Source organism: Planctopirus sp. SH287, from assembly GCF_056500625.1.
Map to the genome: position 1 here is coordinate 4,628,860 of NZ_CM151403.1, position 26,503 is coordinate 4,655,362.

Here is a 26,503-nt window from a genome sequence, read left to right on the forward strand (position 1 = left end):
ATTTATGAGACCGGTAGCTCATCAATATATTGCATCTGGATCGCCAGGATTTCGTCCTTGGCATCGAAGAAGGCGTTGACCACATCAGGGTCAAAATGTTTGCCCGATTCTTCACGAAGAATCTCGAAACATTTGGAAATGGGCAGGGCTGGCTTGTAGGGGCGTTTGCTGCTCAGGGCATCAAAAACGTCGGCCACAGCCGTGATTCGTCCCTCCAGCGGAATATCAGTACCGGCCAGTCCCAGGGGATAACCTGCACCATCCCATCGTTCGTGGTGAGTCAGAGCCACTTTGGCGGCTAATCCTAAAAGTGGCGACTCACTAAAGTTGAGGATCTCAGAGCCAATCTGCGGATGATGACGGAATTTGTGGACTTCCCGAGGTGAGAGCGGCTCAATAATCTGCTTGCCAAACTGGGCATGTCGTCGCATGTAGTCATATTCATCTGGAAGCAGCTTCCCCTGCTTTAAGAGAATTTCGTCAGGGACACCGATCTTGCCGACATCATGCAGCTGGGCGGCCTGTTCCAGCAGGTCGAGACGTTGCTCGTCCATTCCCAGACGGGCTGCAATAATGCGGGTATAGCGTCCGACACGATAGACGTGATGGCCGGTATCATCATCGCGGAACTCTGCCGCACGCCCGAGGGCATGGACAATTTGCTGCTGGGCGATTTCTAATTGACGTGTGCGCTGACGGACTTCGCGTTCCAGATCAGCGGCATAGGTTCGTTGCCGATCATAATTCTCTTTGACCAGCAGCATGTTCCGGACACGCAACAAGAGTTCATGGATATTGACGGGCTTATTGAGAAAATCCGTCGCTCCCAATTGCAGTGCCCGAATCCTAGTCTCCTGATCGGTATCGGCCGTCAGCATGACCACGGGTGTCCAGGGCATGTCAATCTGGTTACGGAGAATGCCCAGTAACTCAAAGCCGGAACAGCCAGGCATCTGGACATCCAACAGCACCACGTCAAAAGTGTTCTGCCGGAGAAGCTGCACCGCTTGAGTGGCTTGGGACACATAATCCACATTCAGATAGCCCGAATCACGCAATTGCTTGCGAATGATTTTGGCCGAGAGAACCTCGTCGTCGACAATCAGCACTTTCGCTGTCGGAGACTCTGCGGAAAACATGAGCGTCGGAGCCTCAGGATGAGATTCCACCTGTAATTGCTGTTGTGCGATCATATCGAGAACTTCAGTCATTTCTTGATGTTTGTTGATAGTCATCAGGAAGCTCCTACAGCGGTATGGGGAGCAATTTCGAGCCGTGCGGCGATCAATTTCATCTCGGTGACGAGCGGGCCAATTTCACGGTGAGCCTGCTGCTTGGCGGCGACTTCCAATTGTGAAGCCACATCGGCAAAGACTTCATATCCAGCCATGGCTGCCGATCCTTTGAGGCTGTGGGCCAAGGCACTGATCGAGGCAAAATCTTCCTGTTGGAAGGCGTTCATGACCTCACGAAATCTTTCGGGCAAGCTGTCCAGAAACTCCTGGATGATCTCCCTGTACTCTTCATCGATGGGGAGCGTCGAAAGATAGATTTCGTCGATAAATCGTGACGGCGTTTCTCCCTCAACGGCGATTTCCTCTAGGGGAGGCGAGATCTCGTTCAGAGGAGTCAACGAACCTGTATTTGATACGCTATTGGATACGTTGAGAGGCATTTCGCTCGTTTCCGTCATGACCAGTTTGGCGACTAATCGGCAAAGGGCATCACGGTCAACGGGTTTGGAAAGGAAATCGGTACAGCCCGCGTTGAGACACTTCTCGCGATCGCCACGCATCGCATGGGCCGTTAAGGCAATGATCGGTGTCTGACAACCACTGGAACGCAGTTTTGTTGTGGCGGTATAACCATCCATCACGGGCATCTGCATGTCCATCACAATCAGATCGAAGTGGTTCTGTGCCACTGATTCCAGCGCTTGTAGACCATTCTCAGCGTTATCGATGGTGGCTCCAGCCTTACGCAACATCAGACTGATGAGCTTGCGATTGGTGACTCCGTCATCAACAACAAGAATTCGTCTCCCCTGAAGATCAGCCTGATTGCTGCTTGTCTGGTCTCGTGTTTTCTCCGGTTGAGAGATGCGAATGGCTTCGCTGGTGAGACGGACAGCAGCATTGTTGGGTGATATTTTGCAGGGAAACTTGATGGTAAACACACTGCCGCGGCCAAATTGGCTTTGAACCTCAATCGTTCCTCCCAAGCCTTCCACAATCCGTTGACTGATGGCCAGGCCAAGTCCAGTTCCGCCAAAGTTCCGAGTGATACTGGCATCCGCCTGAGTAAATGGAGCGAAGATCCGTTCGATGTTCTCTGGGGCAATGCCAATGCCTGAGTCCTGCACTTCGACCTGAATCACCCCGTCTTCGTCGTTGATTCGAGTCACCAGTGTGCGAATTCGGATCAATCCGGTTTCTGTGAACTTGATGGCGTTCCCCACCAGATTCATCAGGAGTTGCCGCAGGCGATGAGGATCGGTGCAGATCTGTTCGGGAATCGGGCCTTCCCAACAGCATTCTAATTGAAGCCGTTTTTCATGAGCACGCACACGCAGAACCGAAGCGACTTCACAAACCGTATTTTGCGGAGAACACCAGGAAAGATCGAACTCCATGCGTCCGGCTTCCACCTTCGACAAGTCGAGAATATCATTGATCAGCGTCAATAAATGCTGACTGCTGTTGAGAATCGTGCTGTAGTGCTCGCGTTTCTCGGCATCATGAATCTGATCCGAGGCCAGAAGCTCGGTAAAGCCGATAATGGCATTTAATGGCGTGCGGATTTCATGACTCATATTGGCCAGGAAACTGCTCTTGGCTTCGTTGGCATACTCGGCGTGGCGCCTGGCGTCTTCCAGCTTCCGCTCAATGGCCTGCTGCTCGGTCATATCCAGCACGAAGCCCAGGCACAGTCCGGGATCTTTAGGCAACGCGGTCGCCCCGATCAAGACCGACACCTTGCTCCCATTTTTCTGTTGGAATTCACTACGCCACGGCTGCGCACTGCCGTCCGCCATCAGTTCAGCCCGAGCCTCCTGGCTGGCGTCGAGAAATTCAGGAGAGGTCATCGAGAGCCAATTGATGTCACCGGCATCCAGATCACTCCGCGCATATCCGGCAATCCGCAGAAATTCCTCATTGGCACTGACAATCTCACCCCCAGTATTTGCTACCACAATCCCCAACAGATCGGATTTCAGGAGAGCTTCAAATCGAGCATTGCTACGGCGTAAAGCCTGGTCAACCTGCTTACGTTCGGTAATATCGACTTGTGTCCCAAAGAATTGCACGAACTGGCCTTCATCATCGAAGACAGGTTCAATCTCCAGGTTGATCCAGTATTCACGGCCAGACTTGGCATAGTTAACAATCTCGGCTGTGATACGTTCTTTACGAGCCAGTGAGACGCTGATCTGACGAACAGTTTCCTGATTCGTATTAGCCCCCTGGAGCAACGAGCCGGGTTTCTTTCCGATCACCTCTTCCGGCGTGTAACCCGTGAGGGTTGTGAAGCCATCATTGACCCATTCAATTTCCCCCTGGGCATTGGTAATGGAAATTCCATGAGGACTTTTACTCGCCACGAGAGAGAGCTTGGCAATTTCCGCCTGTGCCTTTTTTCGCTCTTCGATCTCTCGCTTTAATTGTTCATTGAGAGCCGCAATACCCGGTAGCTCTAGGACTTTAGGAATGATCCTGATCAATGCGAAAACAGTGAACCAGGAGACCGCAGCGGTCAATCCTTTGACCAACCCCGAAAGTCGATAGACAGGAAACCAGAAGATAAAGCACTCGATCAGGTGTCCGATGCCGCAAGCCATAATGAAGGCGACGAACAACCATAAGATGGCGGGAAAAGGGACATCCTTCCGGCGAAGAATGAAATAGGCAATTGTTAATGGAATTGCGGTGTAGGCACCGAAAATCGCGAAGTCCGAAATGATGTGCAGCCAACCCAGTTCGGCATTCCAGGTTCCGCAGTACCAGCGCGCAGGAAAATCGCTGGTATCGAATAAATTGGCGAAGAATGTCGACGCATTTTCATGCCGGTTGAAAGGAAGCACAGGATCTGCAGTTGCCTGCAAAGGGCACACAGATTCACAACAGGGGCTGGCGGGCATAGATCACCATTGTTCAAAGGACATTGGACATGGTGACCTTAGGTTGAGTTATTTACCTCATTGCTTTGAACCAGCTTGTATCATCAGATTGTTGCCAAAAGGCCACGCACACCCTCAGACCTTAAGGGGTGTAGCGATTAAGCCGCCTGTACATCAGGGTACGCGAGTATGGACTTTGGCTTTCATTGCCATCGATTTGCAAACCGGTTCTGTCATGCCCACCAGTGCCAAAAACCGGATCTCATCGCCCCATGGCTGCGAAAAACCAGAGGTCATCCCGGTGGGATGCGTGACGTTCCGACGTAACGCATCCGTATTAAGGCGTGGATCGAGTTGACATTTTCAACTTGTGACATCGAAAGGCGTTATGAAACGTAATCGTGTTTTAACTGTAATTGCGAGCTTTCCAGACCGCGGGAATGCCGCAGAGTTTTTTGATCAGGGCTGACCACTGGATCAGCAGAAAGAGGAGCACACTGACCGGATGCAAGATCCAACCCAGAAGGCTTTGCCGGTAGGTGATCAGGGCCAATGTTCTTGGAATCCATGAGCAAAGCACGGCCATCGTCGCGACGAGAGTTGTCCAGACGCAACCTCCTGCAACCATTCCGAAGAATCCAAAAGCCCAGGCAAGCCACACCAGCGGCAAGACCTGCCCCATCCCCAGGATGATCGTGGCGGGCAAAATAAGAACGGGTGAGCCAAGGCCCGCCGTCGCGTTCTTTTCCAGTCCCTTCCACGTTTCCAATTCGGAATGGTACATGCGGCAAACCGCCGTCGAGGTGGCATCGAACAAATCGGTCATTAATCCCTGACGGCGATACAACCGGGGAAGATCGAGACCATCGTGCAGTGATTGAGCAATCGACTGATGGCCGCCAGTCACTTGATAGCCGTGACGGGTGGAGAGGACGAACTGCCCGCAGGCGGCTCCCACGCCGGGATCGGTCGTTGATCGCATGCGGCCCATGGGAAGAAAACCCAGCAGCACAAAATGAATCAGCGGGATCAACAACCGGTCGAGAAATCCGGAAAATTGTTGCTGCGGCACACCGCTGACCAGATCGGCCTTCGTTGACTGCTGGAACCCCACGGCACGGGTTGCACCGGTGGGAGAAAGAGTTACATCAGCGTCGATGAACAGAAAGTGATCGTAACGGGCTAACTGGGAAAGAACCCAGCAGGCATGCTGCTTGCCGCACCAGCCAGGTGGCAATGGTGGTGCCGACTCCAGCCGCACGCGGGCATCCTTCTGGCTGAATTCCCGGACGATGTCAGCCGTGGCGTCGGTTGAAGCGTCATCAAGAACAATGACTTCAAACTCGATTCCGGTTGTCGACAGCGCTCCGTCTAACGCTCGTGCGATCGATCGTGCTTCATTGCGGGCAGGAATCAGAATCGAGACGGGCGGCAACTCACCTACAGGAACCGCCGGGACGAGATACCGCCTCCAATTCACTAAAAACAACACCGCCGGCCCGGCAGCCAGCAGTAAGCTCGTCAATGAGAGGAGAAACAGTAGCAAGCGAAAATCCTTGGGAGAACACCGTGGAAACAGAACATAAAAAACGTGAGTTCAATGCGTTAGAGATCACGCTCCCAAATCGCCAACGCCTCAGAGATGCGAGCCTCAAGCCACGGAGTGAAACGATCAATCACATCGCTTGTGTTCTCTGATTCGGCAAATTCAAAAGGAGATTCTGCGAGTGGATGGGGATTTGACCATGACGGAACGGTATTCAAACCCCGAACATCCCCTCCTTCACGTCGATGAAGCCAGGGAAGGCAGGCAAATAGTCCGACCTGCGAACGTCCAATGACATGAAAGTGAAAGATCACTTCAAAGTGTTCCTTGGAAAAAATCTCCAGTGAGCACCATGAGGAATAAGCCTGCCAGTTGGCACGGTAGCCCAGATCATGGGAGACCGTCACTTCCTGTTCGGCGTAGGTGGCAGCTGCTGCCGAGTCATGAGCCGCCGCATGACTGCGTGCTTGATAACTGCTCACGCCTGAAAAAACCGTGTCAAGTTCATCGACCACATGCTCCAGCCGGGTGCGCGTCGTCCACCAGAGTTGATTGGCGAGAGTCACGCCCAGATCGGAAGGCTTTCCGGACTCCAGTGACTTCTCACGCAGGCGTTTGGCGATCGAGACCATACGATCTGAGATCGCAGTACTGGACTCGATAAGAATCGACGACTGGCTGACCGCCGTTCGCAACTCTTTAAGCTGTTGCTTGCCAAGCAGCTTGACCAGTGGCTGAAGATCCCCTTTGTCGGCATTGCGGATGGCGGCGATGTATTGCGGCTTTTCCTTTCGATCAATCACCATCGGCAGCCAACGGCCTTTGAGCAAGACCATCGTCGCGAGTGTTCGCGCCACCCGGCCATTGCCATCTTCAAAGGGATGGATCAATGTGAAGCGATGATGCAACCACGCGGCTTCAATATCGGGGGGGACGCCAGCTTCCAGGTGTTGGCGGTGCCACTCAACCAGTTGATCCATTTCCGACGCGACCTGTTCGGGCGGGCAATACTCGAACCGTCCACTGCCGGGAAGATCGACATGATTGGGCCACGTCTTCCAGTCACCCAGTTTCAGTTGCCTGGGGCCACGATTTCCGAACTGATCCACCGCAAGATAAGTCTGCTGGTGAGCCATCAACACCTGATGAAGTTCGCGAATGAAACTCACCCCCAGCGGGCGTTGGTCAGCGACAAAGGAATAGAGACCCTGGATCGCCCGTTGATGATCTTCAATCTTCCGCAGCACCTCGATAGGCTCTTCGTTTCCCACGTCTTCGTGCGAAACCAGAGCCGCATCGAGGCCATGCTGAATCAACGTTTCTGTCGCTGATCTCGAAACGGTGTAAGCATCTTCGATGATTCCGGTTTCAATCGACCAGCGGCGATGCAGCCTTTCCGTGAACTCCTTGTAAGCATCGCTCTGTCTGAGTTCTTCTGCCCGATCAATCCATGCCTGCATCCCCGCCTGAACCGCCTTGTTGACCAGCGATTGACGCCAGTCGGCCGGCAGATCTTCAATGGGTGACCACTGGCGGGAATGAGGTTCCGACGACATCGATTTGCTCTCCAGGCGAGATGCCTTTAACCACCTGTTTCCAGCCGGATGTGCTGGATCTGGTGTTTGATCAGCCATTCGAGCCAGCGTTCCTGGTCTTCGGTGATCTCTAATTCCGTCCGGCTGCTGCTATCCAGCGGCGAGACAATCGTGAGTACACCGTCATCCAGCGAAACCTTCGCATCGGCCTCGCTGATCCAGTATTCCTTCGACGCCAATTGCGCCGGAGCAGTTCCCGTCCCCGCAGGAGAGGCAAAGTAGGTCACGTCATGCCGAAAGCGATCCGGCATGACACAGGAAGGGACATCGGTACGGTCGACAGCAATCACGCGAATGGCCATTACCAGCCTGCTCCCTTGGTCTTCGTTGGAATCCGACAAAGATACATATCAGCGGTAATGTACAGCATCGAGCCATCATCACCCCAAGCCACGTTGGAGGTGGCTTCCTTGGTGTCAATCCGCCCCAGAAGCTTTCCTTCCGGTGAATAGACATGGACACCGCCCGGCCCGGTGGCCCAGAGCCGCCCTTTGGCATCAACCTTCAAGCCATCTGGCAAGCCCTTGTGCTTCCCCACCATACTGGTGACATCAACCAGAATACTTCCCTCACCGATCGTACCATCTTCCTTTACAGGGAACTTCTTGATGATGGCGGCTTTAGGGTCAGATTGCGCGACATAAAGAAATTTTTCATCAGGCGAGAACGCAATCCCATTGGGGCGAGTCATTTCTTTGGTCAGCAGTGTGAGCTGATGGCGGCCATCGGCTTGCAAAGCCAGCTTGTAAACACCGCAGAAATCGAGTTCACGGACAGGGTCTTGCGGCCCTTTCGGAAGGCCATAAGGAGGATCGGTGAAGTAGTATTCACCAGTTGACTTCATGACAACATCATTGGGGCTGTTGAGCCGCTTTCCTTCGTAATTATCGACAAGAGTTCGCTTGCCACCCTGATGGGTCAGAACAGAAAGCCGGCGGTCGCCATGTTCGGCAGAAACCAGTTGGCCTTTGCCATCAAAGATCAATCCATTGCAGCCGGGTTCGTTGCCATAGCCGGCAATGCCCGTGAAGCCCGAGGGCTTGAGGAACAGAGAAGATCCTTTCCCCAATTCCCACTTCATCACGCTGTTGCGAGGAATGTCGGAAAAGAGCAGAAAGTTCCCCTTGCGGTTCCAGACGGGGCCTTCTGTCCATTCAAAACCACCCGAGACGACTTCAATTTTCGCGTCGGTCGCCAGCACATCATCAAGTTCAGGGGAGACACGAATCACCTCCCCAAGGGTGGGGAAGTTGGTTGTGTTCTGCGCATGGGCCACTGGCGCAATGCCAGCCATCAGCACGAAAACAAGTGATGAAACCATGAGAGACCAGCGGTTGAGCGAAAGCCGCAAGTTCATCGTTAGAACCTTTCTATAAAAAGTGAGACAAGAAACGGAGAGACAAGAAAAGAGCCAGAACTCAGGCCAGAGTCTGCCTGAATTCGTTCAGCAAGGCGATTGCCAAAGTGAAGTTCGCTGATGGAAGGAGGGCAAGTTCTCCGAAACAGTCGGCTTCAATACATCCGGTTCAGTGAGAAGCAGAGCATTTCATTCGTTCGACGTGTCAGGTTACAGTCCCTGTTCAGCGTCATCAACAGCCTGTTGAACCGTCGAGAGAGATCTCCATGCCTCTTGTCTTTGTCGACAACGCCTGCTGGCAGTCCTTTTTTTTCAGCAGGTCTCCCTCTGTCGAGAGAATGATTATGATCTTTCTGAAGTCAGTAAGAAAAAGCGGGCTGAACGGCATCGGGTGAACGATACGTTTGCAGTTACCCCAATTGAGCATGGATAACATCAATGGCCAAATGTGATCAGGGATATCTCTGCGAAGTCTGCGGTGACGAGGTCGAAGATCTGAGCGAAAGCGATCTGTATCTCCGATTCGTCATCGGTGAAGTCCCCGTGCGCGAGCTATTGACAGCACCCGAGCGACATCTTCGCTGTCATCCGTTTCTCGCACAGTTCATCCTGCACGACCAGTTTCCCCCCATCTCAATGGAAGGGCCGTTCTCGAAAGAGAACTTCGATCCCGTGGAGCGCCAGCGTATGGAACAACTGGTCACGCGAGGGTACAACCGGCTTCAGGAACTTCGCACACTTCCGCCCATGCCAATCAACCAATATCCCCTTCCCGAGTTTCTGGAACAGAACCCGGCCGTGCCAGAAAACGGTTTGGGCTGACCGTTCTTCCCGGATAACGTCTCAGCGTGCTGTCACAATGAGCTTTCACAGCGTGCTGTCTGTTAAGTCTCTCTTTCACTGAAGGCTCATGGCATGGCTTCGCTTGTTAATCACGTGCCTGCGTGAAGGATCTTCTCTCAAAATCAGGTCATACAAAGCGATGGCTTCCGGTACGCGGCCTGTCTGCACATAGACATCGGCCAGCAGTTCCCGAGTGCTGTTCTTGGGGCCGGGCACAGCCAGTGCCCGCTGGAGATAGTGTTCCGCCTGCACGGGATCTTTCATGCCGTGCCAATAGGCTTTGCCAATCTTGAAGGGGATATCAAACCGATCAGGCGCAGCACTTTCACAATCTTTGAGATAGGCAATGGCTTCTTCGGGATTGATCGGAATGAGGGCTTCACCCAGTGACGTCAGGTATTCCACATTTCGAGGTTCAATCTGCAGCGCCTGATGAAACATGGCCGCCGCATCCCGGTTCTCACCCAAAGCCAGGAGTGCCATGCCAAAGCTCTCGTAAGAGCCAGCCCGTTCGGGATATTGCTTGAGCAAAATCGCTGACTGTTTAGCGGCTTCTTCTTTTTTGTCCTGTGCCAACAGGAAAAGTACCAGGTTTTTCCGCGGACGAAACGCCAGCGGATACTTCTCGACGGTGTCCTTCCAGATCGACTCGCTGGTGGCATAAGCCGTATTACGGGAAATGGTCGTGAGCATCAGGGCCAGTGCGATAAGGCTCAGTGTGACAACACCAGCCTTCTGGAGAATTCGATTGGAGGCGGGACTGGTCGTCCAGCTAACCGGAAGATTACGGATGATCCCCCAGAATCCCGCCACAAAGAGGATGCTCAGAAACGCACTGGGCAGATACATGCGGTGTTCAAAGTAAACATCGACGATGGGCACAATGCTGGAGGTGGGAGCCAGCACCAACAACCATCCCCCCGCGAGAAACCCCACGCGAGGATAGCGGAACATGAAAAAGACAATCCCTATTAGCATGGCAGCAAAAGGGACTCCTTCGGGGAGTGCCGCCTGCCATGTCATCCGCCAGGGCCAGTCGGTATCAATCGCCTGATGGGATGGCCAGATCAAAAGCCTGAGGTACTGGCCAATCACACTGGGTTGAGTCAGCAGATATTGCCACCATGCGCCCTGGCTGGCTTTGCCAATACCGGCTTTGGTATATCCTTCGCCATGGCCCACCATAACAGCCGCCAGCACCAGTAGCGTCGACCAGCACATCAGATGGAGTCGCCAGCGACGTTGAATCAACTCCTTGAAGCTTGTGGCAAAATAAGCACGATCCAGCCAGACAAGCATCAAGGGGGCTGTCGCCAGGATCTCTTTACAGAGCATTCCCCCGCACAGCGCGAAAAATAACGCCAGCCGGGGCCGCCAGCTGGAAGAGGAAATACTCCAGACCAGCAGAAACAAGCTCAGCAGGTAAAAAAACGTCGCCATGGATTCCTGTCGCTGATAGGTATACGTCACGGCTTGAGTTTGAAGCGGATGCACCAGCCAGAGGAGACTGCTGAAAAACGCAATCAGCCAACCATCACGGCGAGAGGTTTCGCTGGAGCGGGGACTGCAGCGAATGACCGATTTCACAATCAATAAAATGAGAATGGCATTGCCCACATGGATGAGAACATTGACCAGTTGATAGCTCCAGATGGCGTCTTTGGTCAGTGCATAATTCAGGGCAAAGCTTGCAAAGGGGAGTGGCCGGGAGGTTGTCCACAAGTAAGCGGGGGGCCACAACTGATGCACAGGTTTGTAATACAGAATGAAAGTGTGGCCGTCGAAAACAAAGGCCACGTGATAGATGTTCCAGTAAGCCACAAATCCTGCAACGATGAGCAGGCTGACAAAAAAAGCCCCCAGCCATGATTGAGGCAAGCCGCTTTTTGCCGGCTCCATTTTCACAGGAGCGTTCTTTGGCAGGAGGTCCTGCGATTTCTCATGTTCCATGGGCCAGCCAAAACCAGACGGAATGAGGGATAAAATCATGCTTGCGAAGGAAATGAACCAAACGATTCGTTAACAGTGACGCTAGTTGGCCTGAGCCAAACTCTCAACAGACACACGAGAGTTCATCATTAATTCAGATTCTCCAGACTCTCAGGAAGCATTCCAATCCTTCTCCCTGAGGGAGAAGGTGGCCGAAGGCCGGATGAGGGGGAATGCGTGGCTTTTGATGAAAGGCAGCACGTTGTCATCGATGACATATGATCGATAACTAACTGAAACACGGATAATTAAATACCCCTCACCCCGGCCCTCTCCCGCAAGCGGGAGAGGGAGTCTCCAAATCCTTCTCCTGCTAGCGGGAGAAGGTGGCCGAAGTGGTTGTTCACGCATGTCGCTGCTTTGTGCCGCACTGGTGCGAGCGATAATTTTGAGGGAACTCGACATCAAACCAGCGCCGAAGTTATTTTGATTGACCTTCCCTGCTCGCTTCATGCCCTCTCCTCCTGAATAAGCCCTCCATTTTATGACACTGCAAACATTTGCTTCACAAATTCTCTCCTTTTGGTTGCCTGCTTCTGCCATCCTGATGGCTGTGAACCAACCGGCACGGGGGGACGAAGTGAATCCCGCGCATAGTCAACTGCGTGTGATGTCATTCAACATTCGCTATGGCACAGCGAAAGATGGAGCGAATCATTGGGATTACCGCCGTAATTTGCTGATTGAAACCATCAAGGCCTTCGATCCGGATCTTCTGGGAACACAGGAGACTCTGGGTTTTCAAAAGGATTACATCTCGGAAAAGATCCCTGGTTTCACCTCATTTGGCGTGGGGCGTGAGGATGGGGGGAATCAGGGAGAAATGACCGCCATCTTTTTCCGCACGTCCCGCTTTGAGAAATTAGACGGTGGTCACTTCTGGTTGAGCGACACTCCAGAGGTCATCGCCAGCAAGGGTTGGGACACGTCACTTCCGCGAATGGTCAGTTGGGTCAAGCTCAAAGACCTGAAGGCGAGTCCGCAGTCGCCAGATGCTGCTCCTTTCTATTTCTTCAACACTCACTTCGATCATGTGGGGAAGATGGCTCGTGTGGAGTCTGCGAAACTCATTCGCCAGAAAATGGCCGCGATTGCCGGCAAGTCGCCAGTCATTCTCACTGGTGACTTCAATGCGAGCGAGAATTCCGAGCCTTATCAATCGCTCTTCGGTTCATCGGCGTTGGCTGACAAAGGACAGTTTTCTCTTCGTGATGTTTTTCGGGTCGCGCATCCTCACTCCCTTAAAGAAGAAGGGACGGCTAATGGATTTGTCAGCACGCAACGTACCGGTGCCCGCATTGACTGGATCGCTGTGACGCCAGACTTTGATGTCCAATCGTCTCACATCGATCATACAGAAGTTCAGGGGCGGGTTCCTTCAGATCACTTTCCCGTCACCGCGGTGCTGAAGTGGCGGTAGCCTCAGTGGCTATCCGAAAGCGCTCAAATCCTTCTTTGGTTGAGAGATCTCTACAAGTCCTTCTCCCTGAGGGAGAAGGTGGCCGCAGGCCGGATGAGGGGATTGGTATTAGCTTTGGAATACGGCTGGTTCATTGGCCCTCACCCCAACCCTCTCCCTCGAGGGAGAGGGAGCCTTCCCGGAGAGACTCTCAGCGGCATGAAGAGACATGTGGCATGGTGTGACACCAGAAAGTGACGACCTTTCTTTTGCAGAGTCCGCAATCTCTGCGGGTTGTGGGTCACATGGTGAAGAATCATCTCATCGATCAGCCAAGAGACCAGCGCATGACTGATTCTCTGCGACGAACAACTCACTTCGCGATGATCAATTCTCCTGCGATCACAACCAGCGTCTGCTGTGTGATCATGATCACGCAGGTTTGATTCTGTGAAGATCGCTGCGGGATCAATCATCAGAAAACCCCGTGAAATCAGGCTGATTTCATCATCTCTTGCGTCAACAAGAGAACGTGAAAGGCTTCATTAAACATCATGGCTCAATCGATGAGAGAGAGCATCGATGGTTGTCTTCAAGGTGTTCTTTCATGAGTCGATCTCATCCATGTTGAGGCCCTCATGATGATGCCAATTGAAGAGGCTTGATGGCTCTGTCCATCGTGTCTGCATGAGCGCGATCAAGAAACCTTTGAGATTTCATCCCCTTTTGAGTTGCTCATGCAGATATATGGCTTGAAGTATTTCAAGGAATTCATAGGATATCGCCAGTTCGGTGGCGTTGTGATGAATGTGTCTGTTGTCAAGTGAGTCAATGACCTCTGCCAAGGTTGTTCACAGAAGCCTGACAACGATCGCGATAGCGGGGCATGTTCATGATGAAGTCGCTCGGCTTGCCAAGGTTGGCGGTCGGTTGTGAACGTTTTGAGTGACCTGTCTTTCTCCCGCAAGATGCCCGGTAAGCCAGCGGGAAGGATGGTCACGAGTTTTCTCTGATTTGGAGGAAGAGCAAGTGGCCAAGAAGAAAGCCGCAGTGAAGAAAGCCGTCGTTAAGAAGGCTGTTGCTAAGAAGGCCGTCGCTAAGAAGGCTGTCGCCAAGAAGGCAGTTGCCAAGAAGGCCGTCGCAAAGAAGGCTGTTGCCAAGAAGGCCGTCGTCAAGAAGGCAGTTGCCAAGAAGGCCGTCGCAAAGAAGGCTGTCAAGAAGGCTACCTCAGCACCAACACCAGCCGCTTCCTAAGTTCTTTGCGTCGAGTTCTTCGTGTCGAAGAGGATCAGGATTGTCTTAGTCAGCTTTTTTCGTCTGGCCTTTGAGTTCGCTCAACCGGGTCTGACGGCCTGCGACCAACCCTGATTGACTTGATGTTTTGATGCACACACCTCTGCACCGGAGAAAACGTTTCACTTTGAGACGATGGGGTTCTGTCGCTTTTAGCAAGACCTCTCTTTTTCCGATGTGCAGTTCTCGTTACAGCGAGCAAGCGGCGACCACCTTTGAGATGGTCGCCGCTTGCTGTTTTATGACCCCGGAACTTCCCCGTCTCTGCTGGCCTGCTCACCTGATCTGCTCACGGCCTCTTGCTTGACTCGTCAAATCCGGCTTGAATCTCCGTTCAGCAGGTGTCTCGTTTTATTGCGTCCTGAGGATCCTTTCAACAACCTGGAGTTGAAGGCGCAATTGCCTTTGTTCGTCGTAGATTCTATGCTCGACGTGAAGCTTGTTTGGACAATTGTTTGTGCTTTCGTGGCGCCGCGATGGTCTGACCAAAAAGACTGAGATCTCAACCGGGTGATTTTTCCACGCTGATTTTTCCATTGGGAGTTTCTGGATGTCTACTGCCTCATCTGCGGGTCTGCTGCCTCCCCCTCCCGTTCCCATGGATATGACCCGCTGGTTGATTTGTATTATCGCAGCGATTGGCTTTGCGTTCGACATTTATGAACTGCTCATGCTGCCGCTGATTGTCCGACCAGCGCTGCTCGAGCTTGTCGGAGCTCAACCTGGTAGCCCTGAGTTTTTGATGTGGGTGGGGCGGCTGTTTTACATTCCCGCGTTTGCTGGCGGCCTGTTTGGACTGCTGGGTGGGTATCTCACAGATCGGCTGGGACGGCGCAGTGTGCTGACATGGAGTATTCTGCTCTATGCGGGATCTGCTTTTCTTGCCGGCTTTTCGACAAGCATCTGGATGCTTCTTTTCTTCCGCTGCACGATGTTCATTGGCGTGTGTGTGGAGTTCGTGGCGGCTGTCGCGTGGCTGGCCGAACTCTTTCCCAATCCTCATCAGCGTGAAAAAGTGTTGGGATACACCCAGGCCTTCTCTTCGATCGGCGGGTTGCTGGTCGCGGTGATGAATGGTCTGGCCATTCGTTTCGCTGTTGATCTGCCGCCCACGTTCATTCCCGAGTTTGCTGTTGGCTTCTGGGGAGCGATTGAACCTGCTCATCACCACGAGGCCTGGCGCTACACGCTGATGTCAGGGCTGATCCCGGCGATACCATTGATCATCATTAGGCCCTTCTTGCCAGAATCACCGGCCTGGAAAGAAAAGTCGACCGCAGGAACACTCAAGCGGCCGAGCATTGCTCAGCTGTTTTCGCCCCAGTTGCGTAAGACGACGATCGTGACAACGCTGATGTTCGCCATGAGCTATGGAGCCGCCTTTGGTGCCATCCAGCAGATCCCTCAGATTGTGCCTGGCCTGGCTGATGTGAAAATCAAAGCGGCAGCAGCCGCTGAAAAAGCCAAGTTGCCACCTGATCCCGAAGTGGCCAAGAAAGCCAAGATCGGCGCCATGCGGCAATACGAGCAGAAGATTGCCAGCGAATACACCAAGGTGCAGGAGATCGGCGGTCTGGTTGGTCGTTTTCTGCTGGCGCTGTTGGCTGTGCGGATTGTCAGTCGCCGAAAACTGCTGTGGTGCCTGCAGATTCCCGGTTTGATCGTTCTCCCGGCTGTCTTTGCCCTGTTCCTTCAGGTTGAAAACCAGACCTACTTTGAAGTGAACCTGGAAGGGATCCTGCTGGGTGTGTTGCCGATCACCACGGTCTCACTGGGCGTTTTCCTGGCGGGTCTCTTTGTGGTGGGGCAGTTCAGTTTCTGGGGAAATTATCTTCCTCGCGTTTATCCGCTGCACTTGCGTGGTACTGGCGAAAGTTTTGCGGCCAACATTGGTGGTCGCATGATCGGCACCAGTTTTGCGCTGGTCACCACTACGATTGCCGGTTTTCTCACGGCCAAAGCAGGTGTTGAAGGGGGATTCTCACCTCCGATGGCCTTCTCGATTGCCGCTGCCAGTGTCGCCGGTTTTGTGACGTTGGCTGGCTTCGCCTTGAGCTTCTTCTTACCTGAACCCTCTTCAACCGATCTGGATTAGTTGGTGTTTGATTACCACATCAACTCTCAATACCCAACTCCCAATACCAGGAACCATCATGTCTACTGTTGATCCTGCCAGGATTGCCGCCGCTAAAGAACAACTTGATCAGCACACGGTTGAAACGGTGCAATGGCATTTCAGCCCTGAGACGGGTTCGCCGTTCTGGCTGGAGAAAGCCACGACGTTTAACTTCGATCCCCTCAAAGAGGTGAAGTGCTTCGACGACCTGAAGAAATTTCCACACTTTGAAGACGAATGGTTGCGTGGTGGCCCGATCAGCCGCTGGGTGCCCAAGGGGTTGGCTGGCAAGCCGGTCTATGTCTTTGAAACCGGCGGAACCACAGGCTTGCCCAAAAGCCGCATGGTCATTGAAGATCACTGGATCGACTATGAAGAGTTTTCCAAGACGCTCGATGACAAATGGTTCCCCAAGGGTTCCAACTGGTTGATGCTTGGCCCTTCCGGCCCGCGGCGTCTGCGATTGGCCATTGAGCATCTGGCGCAGCATCGTGGTGGGATCTGTTTCTGCATCGATCTTGATCCGCGCTGGGTGGTAAAACTGCTCAAGCAGGGCCGCATCAAGGAAGCGGAAGACTACAAGAACCACTGCATCGAGCAAGTGCTGACCATCCTCAAAGGAGGCCACAACATCAAGTGCGCCTTCATGACGCCCAAGCTGCTCGAAGCGCTGGCTCTCAAGCTGATCGATAACGGCAGCAGCATTGCCGAAGAAGGGATCACGGGGATCTTTGGTGGCGGTACCGAGTTTTCACCTCAGTGGTATCGCTACTGTTCCGAAGAACTCCTCGGCCCCGATGTTTTCATGACGCCGACCTATGGCAACACGCTGATGGGCCTGGCCTGTAGTAAGCCATTCGATCCTGCCGACAATTACAAGATTACCTATCACGCTCCTCAACCGCGTGCGGCGATCGAAGTGGTGGACTTCAAGGACTACAACACATTGGTTGACTACGGCCAGACAGGCCGCGTGAAGCTTTACACCATGACCAAAGAACTCTTCGTCCCCGGCTTCATGGAACGTGATGAAGGTGAACGTGAACTTCCTTGTGAAAAATTCCCCTGGGACGGCATCAGCGGCACCCGCCCCTTCCATGAGATTGCCAAAAGCACAACGGTTGGGGTTTATTAGTGGTACGACCACTCTGTCCTGACAGGTTGCTGAGCTTGTCCGCAGGCTCGTTGGCCTGCTCAGCACTCTTTGCTTAACCCGTCAAATCAGTATGGAAGTTCCACGAGTTTGGCACGTTCTTCCACTTTCTGCCTGGAGGTTTCAGATGTCCTCAGCGACTGATGCCACGGCTGACAAGGCCAACTGGCTTTTTGAGCATGAAATTGCTGATCAACTGGTCGGAGCAAGCCCTGAATCTTTCGTCGCAATTGACGTGGAGTCAGGTGACTACGAAGTCCATACCAAGGGAATTGTCGCTATTCAAAAAGTTCGTGAGAGACACCCGGAGAGCAGACCATTCCTGAGAAAAGTCAGCAGCCCTCTGGCATTTGCCATGGGGTCGTGGCGACGTGTTTCGTAATCGTGGGAGGGAGCCGGCTTGAAGGGATACATCAACGAGCGGCTGGAGCCAATTTTACCAGTTTACCTGCTGGCGAGTGACGAACGCTCTCTTCAGGTTGAAGCCATCATCGATACAGGCTGTACGACGTATCTGGTTCTGGATCATGGCGTCATACAGGAATTAGGGCTATCTCCGGTTGGCACAGGTCAGTATCTCACAGCAGACGGAAGTCTGGCCACAGGTGAGATCTATCAGATCGATATTATCACCGAGTTTGGGCGTGCAACTGTTGAGGCTTACGGCGGTGGCACCTCAACGCTGATCGGCATGGCTTTGCTCGCTGGTTTTTCACTTCGGATGAATATTATTGCAGGTGGAGAGGTTGTCCTGGAGGCTCTGGTAGAAAATGAAAATTCTCACCTGACCTGATACCAGGAAGATCTCTGTTAAAAGCAATTTGCTCACAAACTTTCAAATACTGAGTCCTCCCATGTTTGATGTTCCCATCCTTCGCTTTGGCAAGCCTTACGACAGCATGGAAAAAGTGGAGATTAACCACTTTGAAACCGGCGAGACATTAGCTCTGTTGCATCAGGCGACAGGGGCGATGGTCAAGATGGATTTGCGCAAGGCCCAGCAATCGCGCGAAGCGTTGCGGCAGTTTTCCATTGATCAGCTCATCGAGATCTGCAAGAAGGCGGCTGACCTGTATCTCAATGCCGAACTTCCCTGCGGGACAGGGACGCTGACTCCCGATCAGTTCTGTCGCATGCAGTCGGCAACGACTGGTATTCCCATTTCACTCTGTGCATTTAATATGCGGAAGAACTCGTATGTTCTTTCGCATATGGGCGAAGTCATCGACGCTCTCACCCGCGGCCTGCCTCACGAGATTCTCTCGAAAGGCTATGGCATGGAATCTCGCGGCGTGATGGTCAGTTATCAGGCCAATACGCCCGTGCTGGCTGCCGTCCTGCCTTCCAACTCACCGGGTGTGCACACACTGTGGCTACCGGCCATCCCGCTCCAGATCGGCTTGATGCTTAAGCCAGGCTCGCAGGAATTCTGGACACCTTACCGCGTGACGGAAGCGTTCTTTGCTGCCGGCCTGCCGCGCGAAGCCATTTCTCTCTATCCCGGGGGCCATGATGTCGGTGGCGGCCTGCTCAGTGATGCCCAGCGTTGCATGATTTTCGGCAGCCAGCAAACCATTCAGCAGCATGCTGGCAATCCGAAAGTTTCTGTGCATGGCCCTGGCTTCAGCAAGATTATCCTGGGTGACGATGTTGTCGACCGCTGGGAAGAATATCTCGACCTGATGGCGGACAGCGTGGCAACCAACGGCGGTCGCGGGTGCATCAACTGCTCCAGCATCTATGCTTCGCGGCATACCGCAGCGATTGCCGACGCGCTCGCACAAAAGCTGAGCAGGATTGTGCCGCTCCCTGCGGATGACCCTCAAGCGATTTTGGCCGCTTCGGCGACTGCTGGTGTTGCCGAAAGCGTTTCAAACCAGATCGATGAAGGCCTCGCGGCAGGTGGCAGCACCGATGTCACAGCGAAGTACCGTGAGGGTGGCCGGATTGGTCAACTTGGCAAGTCCGAATACCTGCTTCCGACGGTGATCCACTGCACGTCACCCGAAACTAAGCTGGCCAATGCCGAGTATATGTTCCCCTTCGTTTCGGTGGTGGAATGTCCGCAGAACCAGATGCTCAAGGCTATTGGCCCGACACTGGTCTGCACAGCCCTGACCGATGACGCCAAGTTCTCACAGCAGTTGCTGGATGCGTATCACATCGACCGCTTGAATCTTGGTGCGGTGAAAACGGTGCAACTCAACTGGTTGCAGCCGCACGAAGGGAACATTGTGGAATTTCTGTTCCGCAACCGTGCCTTCCAGAACAGTCCCCCTCCCGCCCATTGATAATGGGAAATGACGAACTCTGTCATGTTTTCGGTCTTTGAGGCCGTTTACCATTCCCAGAATGATGCTGGTGAACGATCATAGGGGCGCTCACCCGTTTTGTTTCCTTCATCAGGCCGGTTTTGTCATGCCCCGCGACTTCATCAGTGAGAGTCTGTCCCACGATCCGATTCACGGATACATCCCCTTCATTTCCCGCGCGGGCTTGCCTGCGGGAGAGACGGCCGAACAGGACATCATTGATCATCCGTGGGTGCAGAGGCTGCGTCACATCCATCAATTGCAGACCGCCTGGTGGGTCTTTCCAGCCGCTGAACACATGCGATTCCAGCATGTCATGGGAGCGATGCATCTGGCTTCTGTGGCGATTGATTTCTGGTATGACTCACTCTGTGAAGCCAGCCGGAATGTTCCCTCGCGGCCTTATGTCGAATCGCTGCTGCGGATGGCGGCTCTTTTGCATGATGTGGGGCACGGCCCGTTTGGCCACTTTTTTGATGACCACTATCTTTCGCAATTTCATGTCACTCATGAAGACGTCGGCGGCGCCATCATTGAGCAGGAGTTAGGTGATTTGCTTCGCGGCATCCGTCGCAATCCCAAAGGCGAACTTAAGCCGCTGGAAGAACTTGATCCCCGACAGATTGCATGGCTGATTCGTCGTCCCAGACCGGGAACCGCCGACGATGAAGGACATCCCGACTGGCTGCGAAAACTTCGCGGGATGTTCAGCGGGATCTATACCGTCGACAACATGGATTTTGTGCTGCGGGATGCCTACATGACAGGCTATAACGTCCGGGCCTTCGATATTTCACGGCTGCTGCATTACTCGTTCTTTACACCGCAAGGATTAACGATCCATGTGCGTGGATTGCCGACGTTGATCAATTTTATTGAAACGCGTGCCAACCTGTTCCGTACGGTTTATTTTCATCGCACAGTACGGGCGATTGATCTGGCGCTGGAAGAATTATTTCCTGAGACAATGCCACATCTGTTTCAAGGAAACCCGATTGGCCAATTAGAGAACTATCGGCGATTGACAGAGTCCTCGTTTCTGGTGGATGTCGACCGCTTTTCACAATCGAGCGATGCTGCGACGCGCGACCTGGGTCAGCGGTGGCAGAAGATTCTTTCGCGAGAAGTCCATTGGAAGATGGCGACTGAGCGGACAATGGGTTACTACAACAGTTCGGCTGAGAGGATGTCGATCTTTTCGGAACCTGATCTGATTGAACAACGCATTCGCGACCGTCTGCCTGCCGAGAAAAAGTCGATTGAAATGCGGATTGATGTGGCCCGGCATTATCACCGACCGAGTGGCCGGCTTCCCGTGGGTGGCCAGAATCACCTCTTTGATCCGGCGGCGGGCGGGATCGCAGAACTCTCGGATGATGAACTCTTCCGACAGCTTCCCTTAAGCCTGTGCGTCTTCCGGGTCTATTCCCGAGAACATACGAACGACGCCGCTATTACCGCTGCCCTTCAAAGCATTCTGGGTGACGCCAGCGATGCCAAGACGAATATGTAATACGAATCGCAACTTGAAATGCGTATTAATCTGACCGTGGTCGGGGAGCCGTGTGGGGAATTCATGGCACGAAGGCAAGCATGGCACACAGTACACAGAGTGCTACTGCAAATTGAAATGCGTATTACTTGATTAAGTCAGAGGCTCCGGGAAGTCGTGCGGGTGAAACTCCCGCGTCGGTTCCATCGGTGGCAGCATTCAACAAGGGGTTGGAATCGGTCGTCGTGTCGAGTTCAATCTCTTCAGGAGTGATCGTCTCGAACGTTTTTGTCATCCAGCGGCCGCGCCATTCAATGGGAATATTTTGCGAGCTGGACAACTCTCCACCGACATTCCAGAACTGTTTCCAACGATCAAATCGCAACTTGTAGGTCGAAGTGCCGTTTTGCCAGATGGGTTCAATCGCGTCGTAAAAGTTTCTTTCTCCTGACCAGTTCAGCATTCGTTTGAGATCCGATTCTCCGGCCATTCCCTGCTGAAGAATCAGTGGTTTCCCGTGGCCCACTGCAAAGATTGAATTGCGAATGGCACAGGTGAGTGGCCGCAGCGAGGAGGCAAAGTCTTCGCCACCGCCAATGGAAAGGAATTGTTGCCGCGTCAGCACGGTGACATGATTCATCAGAATCTCAATCCGTTCTGACTCGGCCATGACATCCATGGGGCCTTGTGTTTTGAAGACTTCATCTTCAACCGCAATCAACGACTCATCCAGGACATAGCGTGCCGGGCTGGGGTCATCCAGTGTGCAGAACCGGGTGGTGCCTCTGACAAGGCACCCCATGAATGCGACTTCGGGAACTGACGCGCCGACACCCATTTTCATGGGAATCATGATCGCGGCAGGCTGACCGACGGGCATGGTTTGCTGGATGACTGTCGCCGCCACATGGCGCGGATTTTTTACGGTCACACGCATCTGCTGCAATGTCAGCTTTTCAGTACGCTCGGTGTTGAACAAAGTCCATAAGTCGGCGTTAACCGTCTGAGGAATCTCAAAATCAACGTCGAGGTTCACCAGTGACAAGCTTCCTCCTGCCACAGTCACCATGGCGGGCTGCAAACTGTCCTGAGGAGCAAAGAGAATCGTCGGGCGATATCCTCTGGCTGCCCGAATCGTTAACGACTTGCCAGCCACACGCAATGGCTTTTCAGGCGCAAGTTGTCGTCCCTGATATCGCAGTTCAATGACATCCCCGGATCGGGCCGAAACACAGGCCGCCTCCAGGCTTTCAAACGTCTTTCCCCCCACAATGGATATCGCGGCAGAAGGCAGTCCATGAGCCTCTGGGCGAGTCGTCAACGAGTCCTGGTTTCCATTGCGGCTACCAGCCAGATCCTCTCCTCCCCTGTTTTCAGAAAAGGGAGGGAGATCAATCTTGCCCGGCGCGGGACGAGTGGCCTCCCGCGATGTGGGCATCAGGGCTGTAGGCATCTGGGCTGTGGGCATCTGGGCAGTGGGCATCTGGGCAGTGGGCATCAGATTTTCCTGGGAACCTTTCGCAAGACTGGGCGGAACGGGCTGCGTTCTGTCCGTCATGCCGGTCTCCAGAGGAGGCGGAAGAAGATCCCCATTGCGAGAAGTTTCTGCCAGTTCCTGATTCGCACGAGCATCGATTTTAGGGTAGGGACGCAGCGAGCGATTCGAGAAGATGTTTTCAAACCAACTGGGAATGGCAGCGTCACCCAAAGTCGGGATTAACAAGGGGGAAATCGAGTTACTTTCGGTGATGGGGACATTGTCCATCCCGCTGGCCAGGGGGGCCGTCTCTGTCGAGCTTTCCCCTTTGACGGGAGAATTTCCTGCGGGAGTTGTGACGCCGATAGGACGCTCATCGAGTGGAGCGTTCACAGGTGGCAACACGGAGATCAGTTCTCCCGGTTTGGGGATATTGCCAACAGAAGTTGAACCACCGGTCGCGGCGAGCGTTTCCAGTTCAGAACTGGTCTGAGGGTTCCCGACAGATGTGCTGGCCACCGGAGGAGGAGTCATGATTTGTGGGTCACGCAGCACGGGCGGCAATTCGAGAGGCGCGGGGACACCATCTGTTGAAACCGCAGCACGCGTGGGAGCCTGTCCCGAAGAGAGGCTTCTTCGTGATCGATCAATCGATGACGGGGCTGGTGGGGGGCTTGGACTTTCTGCTGACCCGTTGACACCTGAGACCTGATCTGCTGAAGGACGATTCAGGGCTTTTCCGCCGGGTAAAAGGCTGGGATAGCGATCCAGCAGCACGACAACCAGCAGGAGGAGTCCTGCCGTTGCGATCCAACCGGCGTTTTGTCTTAAACCGTCATACCATTGGGAACGGGGCGGCACCGCTCCGACGGCGCCCATCGTGGGGACGCCCAACTGCCGGGCGACCAGAGTCAGCTCCCGCAACAATTCCTGTCCGCTGGCGTAGCGCCTGCGGCGGTCACTGGCCATCATGCGACGAACGATCAGTGACAGCGATGCAGGGACACGGGGATTTTTGACAGCGGGATCGGGAGACTCGCGCCCCTGATGATCAAGTAGCTTTTGAAGTACGGTTCCCTCAGGATAGGGCGGTTCGCCCGTGAGCATATGATAAACGGTGCAACCCAACGAATAGATATCACTGCGGATATCCACAGTTCGCGGATCTTTTGCCTGCTCGGGCGAGATATAGTCGAAGGTTCCCAGCGTGGTTCCCGCGACGGTGAGTTCGACAGATTCCTCACCCAACTGACAGCGGGCCAGCCCCAGATCGACCAGTTTGGCCCGTCCATGTCGCGTCATCAGGATATTGGAAGGCTTGATGTCACGATGCACCACATTCATGGCCGAGAGGTGCGTTAAAGCACTGGCAATCTGCAACGTCAGATGGACGGCTTGTGCCGGGTCGAGCCGACCGTACTGACGGATCATGTCGCGCAGATTCCGCCCTTCGACATATTCGTAGGCAATGTAGTACAGACCTTTATCTTCCCCGCTCGAGAAAACACGGGCGACATGCTCATGATCCAGCGTGGCTGCGGCACGGGCTTCATTCCGAAAACGAGCCACGCTGGACGCATCTCGCGATTGCCCGGGGGACAAGATCTTCAGAGCCACCTGCCGCCGCAGAATTTCATCTTCTGCCAGAAAAACGGAACCCATCCCCCCCACACCCAATCGAGAGATCAGGCGGAAATGATCGATGGTCAGTCCTTCAAAATTGTTCAGTTCATCGGCTGATAATGTCTCACCAGAACTGGGAAACAATCGTCGCAGCAGGAATGAGTCGGCATTGATGGTCTGTGTCCCGGAGAGATCTGCCGCTGCGTCATAACGACTTGTCACCGGTGGCGGGTCGCCTTTCACCGGCGGCCTTTGCGAAAGACTTGATCCCGGGCCACTCATATTGCCGCGATAACGGGAATCACTGCCTGTCAGATCTTTATTGACTGAAGCGGCAGCACTTCGCGATGACGACCGGGCATGGGAAGCTTCTTCACGGCGAAGCGTTTGCTCACGCTGCAGGGCTGATCGGGGTTCTGCCGACTCAACATCCCGGCTGCTGCCTTGAGACGCCCCACCTTCCTGTGACTCTGACTTCAGTGGGAATTGCGACGAATCCGAAATGGTCGTGACATCGTTTTGCTCACTGCCTGCTGCCGTATGGTACGAAGACGCGGACTCACTTTTCTCTCCTGGCTTGTCAAACGAGGAGGGCGTATTGGAACTTCGAGATCCGGTTATGGGGATTCCGGCCACGGGGATTCCCGCCATGGGAACACGATGGGATGATCCTGAAGGTTGTGGCAAACGAACCACTGTTTCCGGCTCATTGGGCTGGTCGTCATGTGACCATGGCATCATGACGCTGCGAGAAAAACGGGCGGCATCGGAATCAGGACGAATGACCGCTGTTCCTTCATCAACTGTACCGGCATCACCAATACCGGCATCACCAATACCGGCATCACCAATACCGGCATCACCAGTACCGGCATCACCAGTACCGGCATGACCTGAACTCGCATTACCTGAACCGGAGCCGAGCGCCGACTCATCAGGCAGCTGGCCGGTTGAGCGACCAGTTGTCGAGGAACGAGAGATGCGCGCACCTTCACCCGCTGCACGCGATGGTGCAGAATCTGGTGATGGAACGCGATCTGACATCAGACCTCCTTGCTGTCAGTTCAAAGCCTTACGTGGCACAAATTTCGAGTGTGACGACAGGTCAATCAGAATTGGCAGTCCGTCAGAAAACGTCCTGCCAATGAAATTCGCCAGAATGGCTGGTTTATTGGAAAAGTCAAAAACAGTGAAGCACGCATGAACCAATGCGTGCGGTTACGACAGATCTATTGTGCTTCAACTACGTCAAAAAGACGAGAAAATCATCGATAAAGTTCACGCCTTCCTGAGCATTTCTCAAGAGTGGTGAAAAATCGCGGCAACACCAACGAGGCATGCACAAGCACCTATTTGTTACTGTGCCCGCGAATCACAATTTGCCTTTAAGGCGCAATCAAGCCATGCCAGCAATGCAATCCCAATGCCAAATCTTCGGAGAATCCGGCACATACAGCAAAACGGCAAAAGCCATGCAATTCGGCGAAACCGTCAGAGTGCCGTGTCACGGCTTTGTCTTCGGGTTGATGTCGCCGCAACGTCCTCCGTTGTCGGACTTAACAACAGAAGAAACCCGAATTTTATACTTTGACAATGCAAGAGGCTTCCCGACTCTGAAGCCTGCCTGACCTGTACGCACCTGTCTTATTTGCACGCAAAAAAGTGCAGATCTTACAATTGGCACGCACGTACACTTCGTTAAGGCAGAAGATTATCACCGCGATTGCTACGGGCTGAACCGACGGCAACATTCAACGTGGGGAATGAACTGCATCTCAAATGGCGATCAAGCCGGGCGTTGTCATGGTCACCTATTGTGCTGATTCTCCAACAGATCGTGCACATCCTCGGCAATCTGTACCAACCCATTTTCCAGCGATTCATAAATCTCGGCGCTATACCGTTCGCTGGCGATCACCTGCTGAATCTGATTGCGAATGGAGACGTCCAACACACCTCCAAAATCAGCTTCCTGAGGCTTGGAGAGTTTTTTTAGCTCATTCGCCTTCGGAAGAAATCCCTGCTGCAAATGATCTTCAAATTCATGGATCAAGCGGTCGACCTCGCGACATTTATCGCGCAAGGTCAACTGATCCCATGATTTCGCAGGTTTCTGCCGTTCGTTCATCGGCTCGTCTCACTCAGCAAGTGATGTGGCGAAGCTTGTCGTCTTGCGTTTGTATTTCAAGAC

Annotated in this window: 18 protein-coding genes; 9 read left to right on the forward strand and 9 right to left on the reverse strand. The window is 53.6% G+C overall.

Going from position 1 to position 26,503, the window contains the following annotated elements; genetic code table 11:
* Positions 1 to 2: 2 nt before the first annotated feature.
* The 6 genes from SH287x_RS17180 to SH287x_RS17205 all read right to left on the reverse strand — a co-directional run bounded on the left by SH287x_RS17180 (position 3) and on the right by SH287x_RS17205 (position 8,615).
* Complete coding sequence (locus tag SH287x_RS17180) at positions 3 to 1,235, reverse strand: HD domain-containing phosphohydrolase (protein ID WP_479515612.1); 1,233 nt, start codon at positions 1,233 to 1,235, stop codon at positions 3 to 5.
* Complete coding sequence (locus tag SH287x_RS17185; RefSeq protein WP_479515613.1) at positions 1,235 to 4,081, reverse strand: PAS domain-containing hybrid sensor histidine kinase/response regulator; 2,847 nt, start codon at positions 4,079 to 4,081, stop codon at positions 1,235 to 1,237. Before SH287x_RS17185 ends, SH287x_RS17180 begins: the two co-directional genes overlap by 1 nt.
* Positions 4,082 to 4,523: 442 nt before the next feature.
* Positions 4,524 to 5,663: a glycosyltransferase gene (locus SH287x_RS17190; protein WP_479515614.1), complete on the reverse strand. Its 1,140-nt coding sequence runs from the start codon at positions 5,661 to 5,663 to the stop codon at positions 4,524 to 4,526.
* 59 nt (positions 5,664 to 5,722) lie between these two features.
* A complete protein-coding gene (locus SH287x_RS17195; protein ID WP_479515615.1) occupies positions 5,723 to 7,219 on the reverse strand; it encodes a Fic family protein in 1,497 nt (498 codons plus the stop codon).
* A gap of 26 nt (positions 7,220 to 7,245) precedes the next feature.
* Entirely contained in the window at positions 7,246 to 7,560 is a 315-nt protein-coding gene (locus SH287x_RS17200; RefSeq protein ID WP_479515616.1) for a hypothetical protein, read from the reverse strand.
* The gene (locus tag SH287x_RS17205; RefSeq protein WP_479515617.1) at positions 7,560 to 8,615 is read right to left on the reverse strand and encodes an SMP-30/gluconolactonase/LRE family protein; all 1,056 of its coding nucleotides are present in this window, start codon (positions 8,613 to 8,615) and stop codon (positions 7,560 to 7,562) included. Before SH287x_RS17205 ends, SH287x_RS17200 begins: the two co-directional genes overlap by 1 nt.
* Positions 8,616 to 9,053: 438 nt before the next feature.
* Here SH287x_RS17205 and SH287x_RS17210 point away from each other — a divergent pair, with 438 nt between their 5' ends.
* On the forward strand, positions 9,054 to 9,437 hold the full coding sequence (locus tag SH287x_RS17210) for a hypothetical protein (RefSeq protein WP_479515618.1): 384 nt from the start codon (positions 9,054 to 9,056) through the stop codon (positions 9,435 to 9,437).
* Between the two features lie 75 nt (positions 9,438 to 9,512).
* On the opposite strand, the gene SH287x_RS17215 is transcribed toward SH287x_RS17210, so the two are convergent.
* Entirely contained in the window at positions 9,513 to 11,357 is a 1,845-nt protein-coding gene (locus SH287x_RS17215; RefSeq protein ID WP_479518723.1) for a tetratricopeptide repeat protein, read from the reverse strand.
* A gap of 574 nt (positions 11,358 to 11,931) precedes the next feature.
* On the opposite strand from SH287x_RS17215, the gene SH287x_RS17220 reads away from it, so the two are divergent.
* From SH287x_RS17220 to SH287x_RS17255, 8 genes are all read left to right on the forward strand, one after another.
* The gene (locus SH287x_RS17220; protein WP_479515619.1) at positions 11,932 to 12,867 is read left to right on the forward strand and encodes an endonuclease/exonuclease/phosphatase family protein; all 936 of its coding nucleotides are present in this window, start codon (positions 11,932 to 11,934) and stop codon (positions 12,865 to 12,867) included.
* A 1,008-nt stretch (positions 12,868 to 13,875) separates the two neighbouring features.
* Positions 13,876 to 14,100: a histone H1-like repetitive region-containing protein gene (locus tag SH287x_RS17225; RefSeq protein WP_479515620.1), complete on the forward strand. Its 225-nt coding sequence runs from the start codon at positions 13,876 to 13,878 to the stop codon at positions 14,098 to 14,100.
* Between the two features lie 589 nt (positions 14,101 to 14,689).
* Complete coding sequence (locus SH287x_RS17230) at positions 14,690 to 16,234, forward strand: MFS transporter (protein ID WP_479515621.1); 1,545 nt, start codon at positions 14,690 to 14,692, stop codon at positions 16,232 to 16,234.
* 58 nt (positions 16,235 to 16,292) lie between these two features.
* Positions 16,293 to 17,390 (forward strand): phenylacetate--CoA ligase family protein, encoded by a 1,098-nt coding sequence (locus SH287x_RS17235; RefSeq protein ID WP_479515622.1) that lies wholly within the window; start codon positions 16,293 to 16,295, stop codon positions 17,388 to 17,390.
* A 145-nt stretch (positions 17,391 to 17,535) separates the two neighbouring features.
* A complete protein-coding gene (locus tag SH287x_RS17240; RefSeq protein ID WP_479515623.1) occupies positions 17,536 to 17,790 on the forward strand; it encodes a hypothetical protein in 255 nt (84 codons plus the stop codon).
* 18 nt (positions 17,791 to 17,808) lie between these two features.
* The gene (locus SH287x_RS17245; protein WP_479515624.1) at positions 17,809 to 18,201 is read left to right on the forward strand and encodes a hypothetical protein; all 393 of its coding nucleotides are present in this window, start codon (positions 17,809 to 17,811) and stop codon (positions 18,199 to 18,201) included.
* Positions 18,202 to 18,262: 61 nt separating this feature from the next.
* Positions 18,263 to 19,699, forward strand: coding sequence for an aldehyde dehydrogenase family protein (locus SH287x_RS17250; protein WP_479515625.1), 1,437 nt, complete (start codon positions 18,263 to 18,265; stop codon positions 19,697 to 19,699).
* 127 nt (positions 19,700 to 19,826) lie between these two features.
* Positions 19,827 to 21,233, forward strand: a complete 1,407-nt coding sequence (locus tag SH287x_RS17255; RefSeq protein WP_479515626.1) for an HD domain-containing protein — start codon at positions 19,827 to 19,829, stop codon at positions 21,231 to 21,233.
* A gap of 124 nt (positions 21,234 to 21,357) precedes the next feature.
* Here SH287x_RS17255 and SH287x_RS17260 read toward each other — a convergent pair whose 3' ends face one another.
* Positions 21,358 to 25,356, reverse strand: coding sequence for a serine/threonine protein kinase (locus SH287x_RS17260; protein WP_479515627.1), 3,999 nt, complete (start codon positions 25,354 to 25,356; stop codon positions 21,358 to 21,360).
* Positions 25,357 to 26,119: 763 nt separating this feature from the next.
* Positions 26,120 to 26,440, reverse strand: a complete 321-nt coding sequence (locus SH287x_RS17265) for a hypothetical protein (protein WP_479515628.1) — start codon at positions 26,438 to 26,440, stop codon at positions 26,120 to 26,122.
* Between the last annotated feature and the right edge of the window lie 63 nt (positions 26,441 to 26,503).

Bases quoted from the DNA above. Each gene is read 5' to 3' on its own strand.
- SH287x_RS17180 (WP_479515612.1), bottom strand. From the start codon at position 1,235: ATGACTATCAACAAACATCAAGAAATGACTGAAGTTCTCGATATGATC.
- SH287x_RS17195 (WP_479515615.1), bottom strand. From the start codon at position 7,219: ATGTCGTCGGAACCTCATTCCCGCCAGTGGTCACCCATTGAAGATCTG.
- SH287x_RS17200 (WP_479515616.1), bottom strand. From the start codon at position 7,560: ATGGCCATTCGCGTGATTGCTGTCGACCGTACCGATGTCCCTTCCTGT.
- SH287x_RS17205 (WP_479515617.1), bottom strand. From the start codon at position 8,615: ATGAACTTGCGGCTTTCGCTCAACCGCTGGTCTCTCATGGTTTCATCA.
- SH287x_RS17210 (WP_479515618.1), top strand. From the start codon at position 9,054: ATGGCCAAATGTGATCAGGGATATCTCTGCGAAGTCTGCGGTGACGAG.
- SH287x_RS17215 (WP_479518723.1), bottom strand. From the start codon at position 11,357: ATGGAGCCGGCAAAAAGCGGCTTGCCTCAATCATGGCTGGGGGCTTTT.
- SH287x_RS17220 (WP_479515619.1), top strand. From the start codon at position 11,932: ATGACACTGCAAACATTTGCTTCACAAATTCTCTCCTTTTGGTTGCCT.
- SH287x_RS17230 (WP_479515621.1), top strand. From the start codon at position 14,690: ATGTCTACTGCCTCATCTGCGGGTCTGCTGCCTCCCCCTCCCGTTCCC.
- SH287x_RS17235 (WP_479515622.1), top strand. From the start codon at position 16,293: ATGTCTACTGTTGATCCTGCCAGGATTGCCGCCGCTAAAGAACAACTT.
- SH287x_RS17240 (WP_479515623.1), top strand. From the start codon at position 17,536: ATGTCCTCAGCGACTGATGCCACGGCTGACAAGGCCAACTGGCTTTTT.
- SH287x_RS17250 (WP_479515625.1), top strand. From the start codon at position 18,263: ATGTTTGATGTTCCCATCCTTCGCTTTGGCAAGCCTTACGACAGCATG.
- SH287x_RS17255 (WP_479515626.1), top strand. From the start codon at position 19,827: ATGCCCCGCGACTTCATCAGTGAGAGTCTGTCCCACGATCCGATTCAC.
- SH287x_RS17260 (WP_479515627.1), bottom strand. From the start codon at position 25,356: ATGTCAGATCGCGTTCCATCACCAGATTCTGCACCATCGCGTGCAGCG.
- SH287x_RS17265 (WP_479515628.1), bottom strand. From the start codon at position 26,440: ATGAACGAACGGCAGAAACCTGCGAAATCATGGGATCAGTTGACCTTG.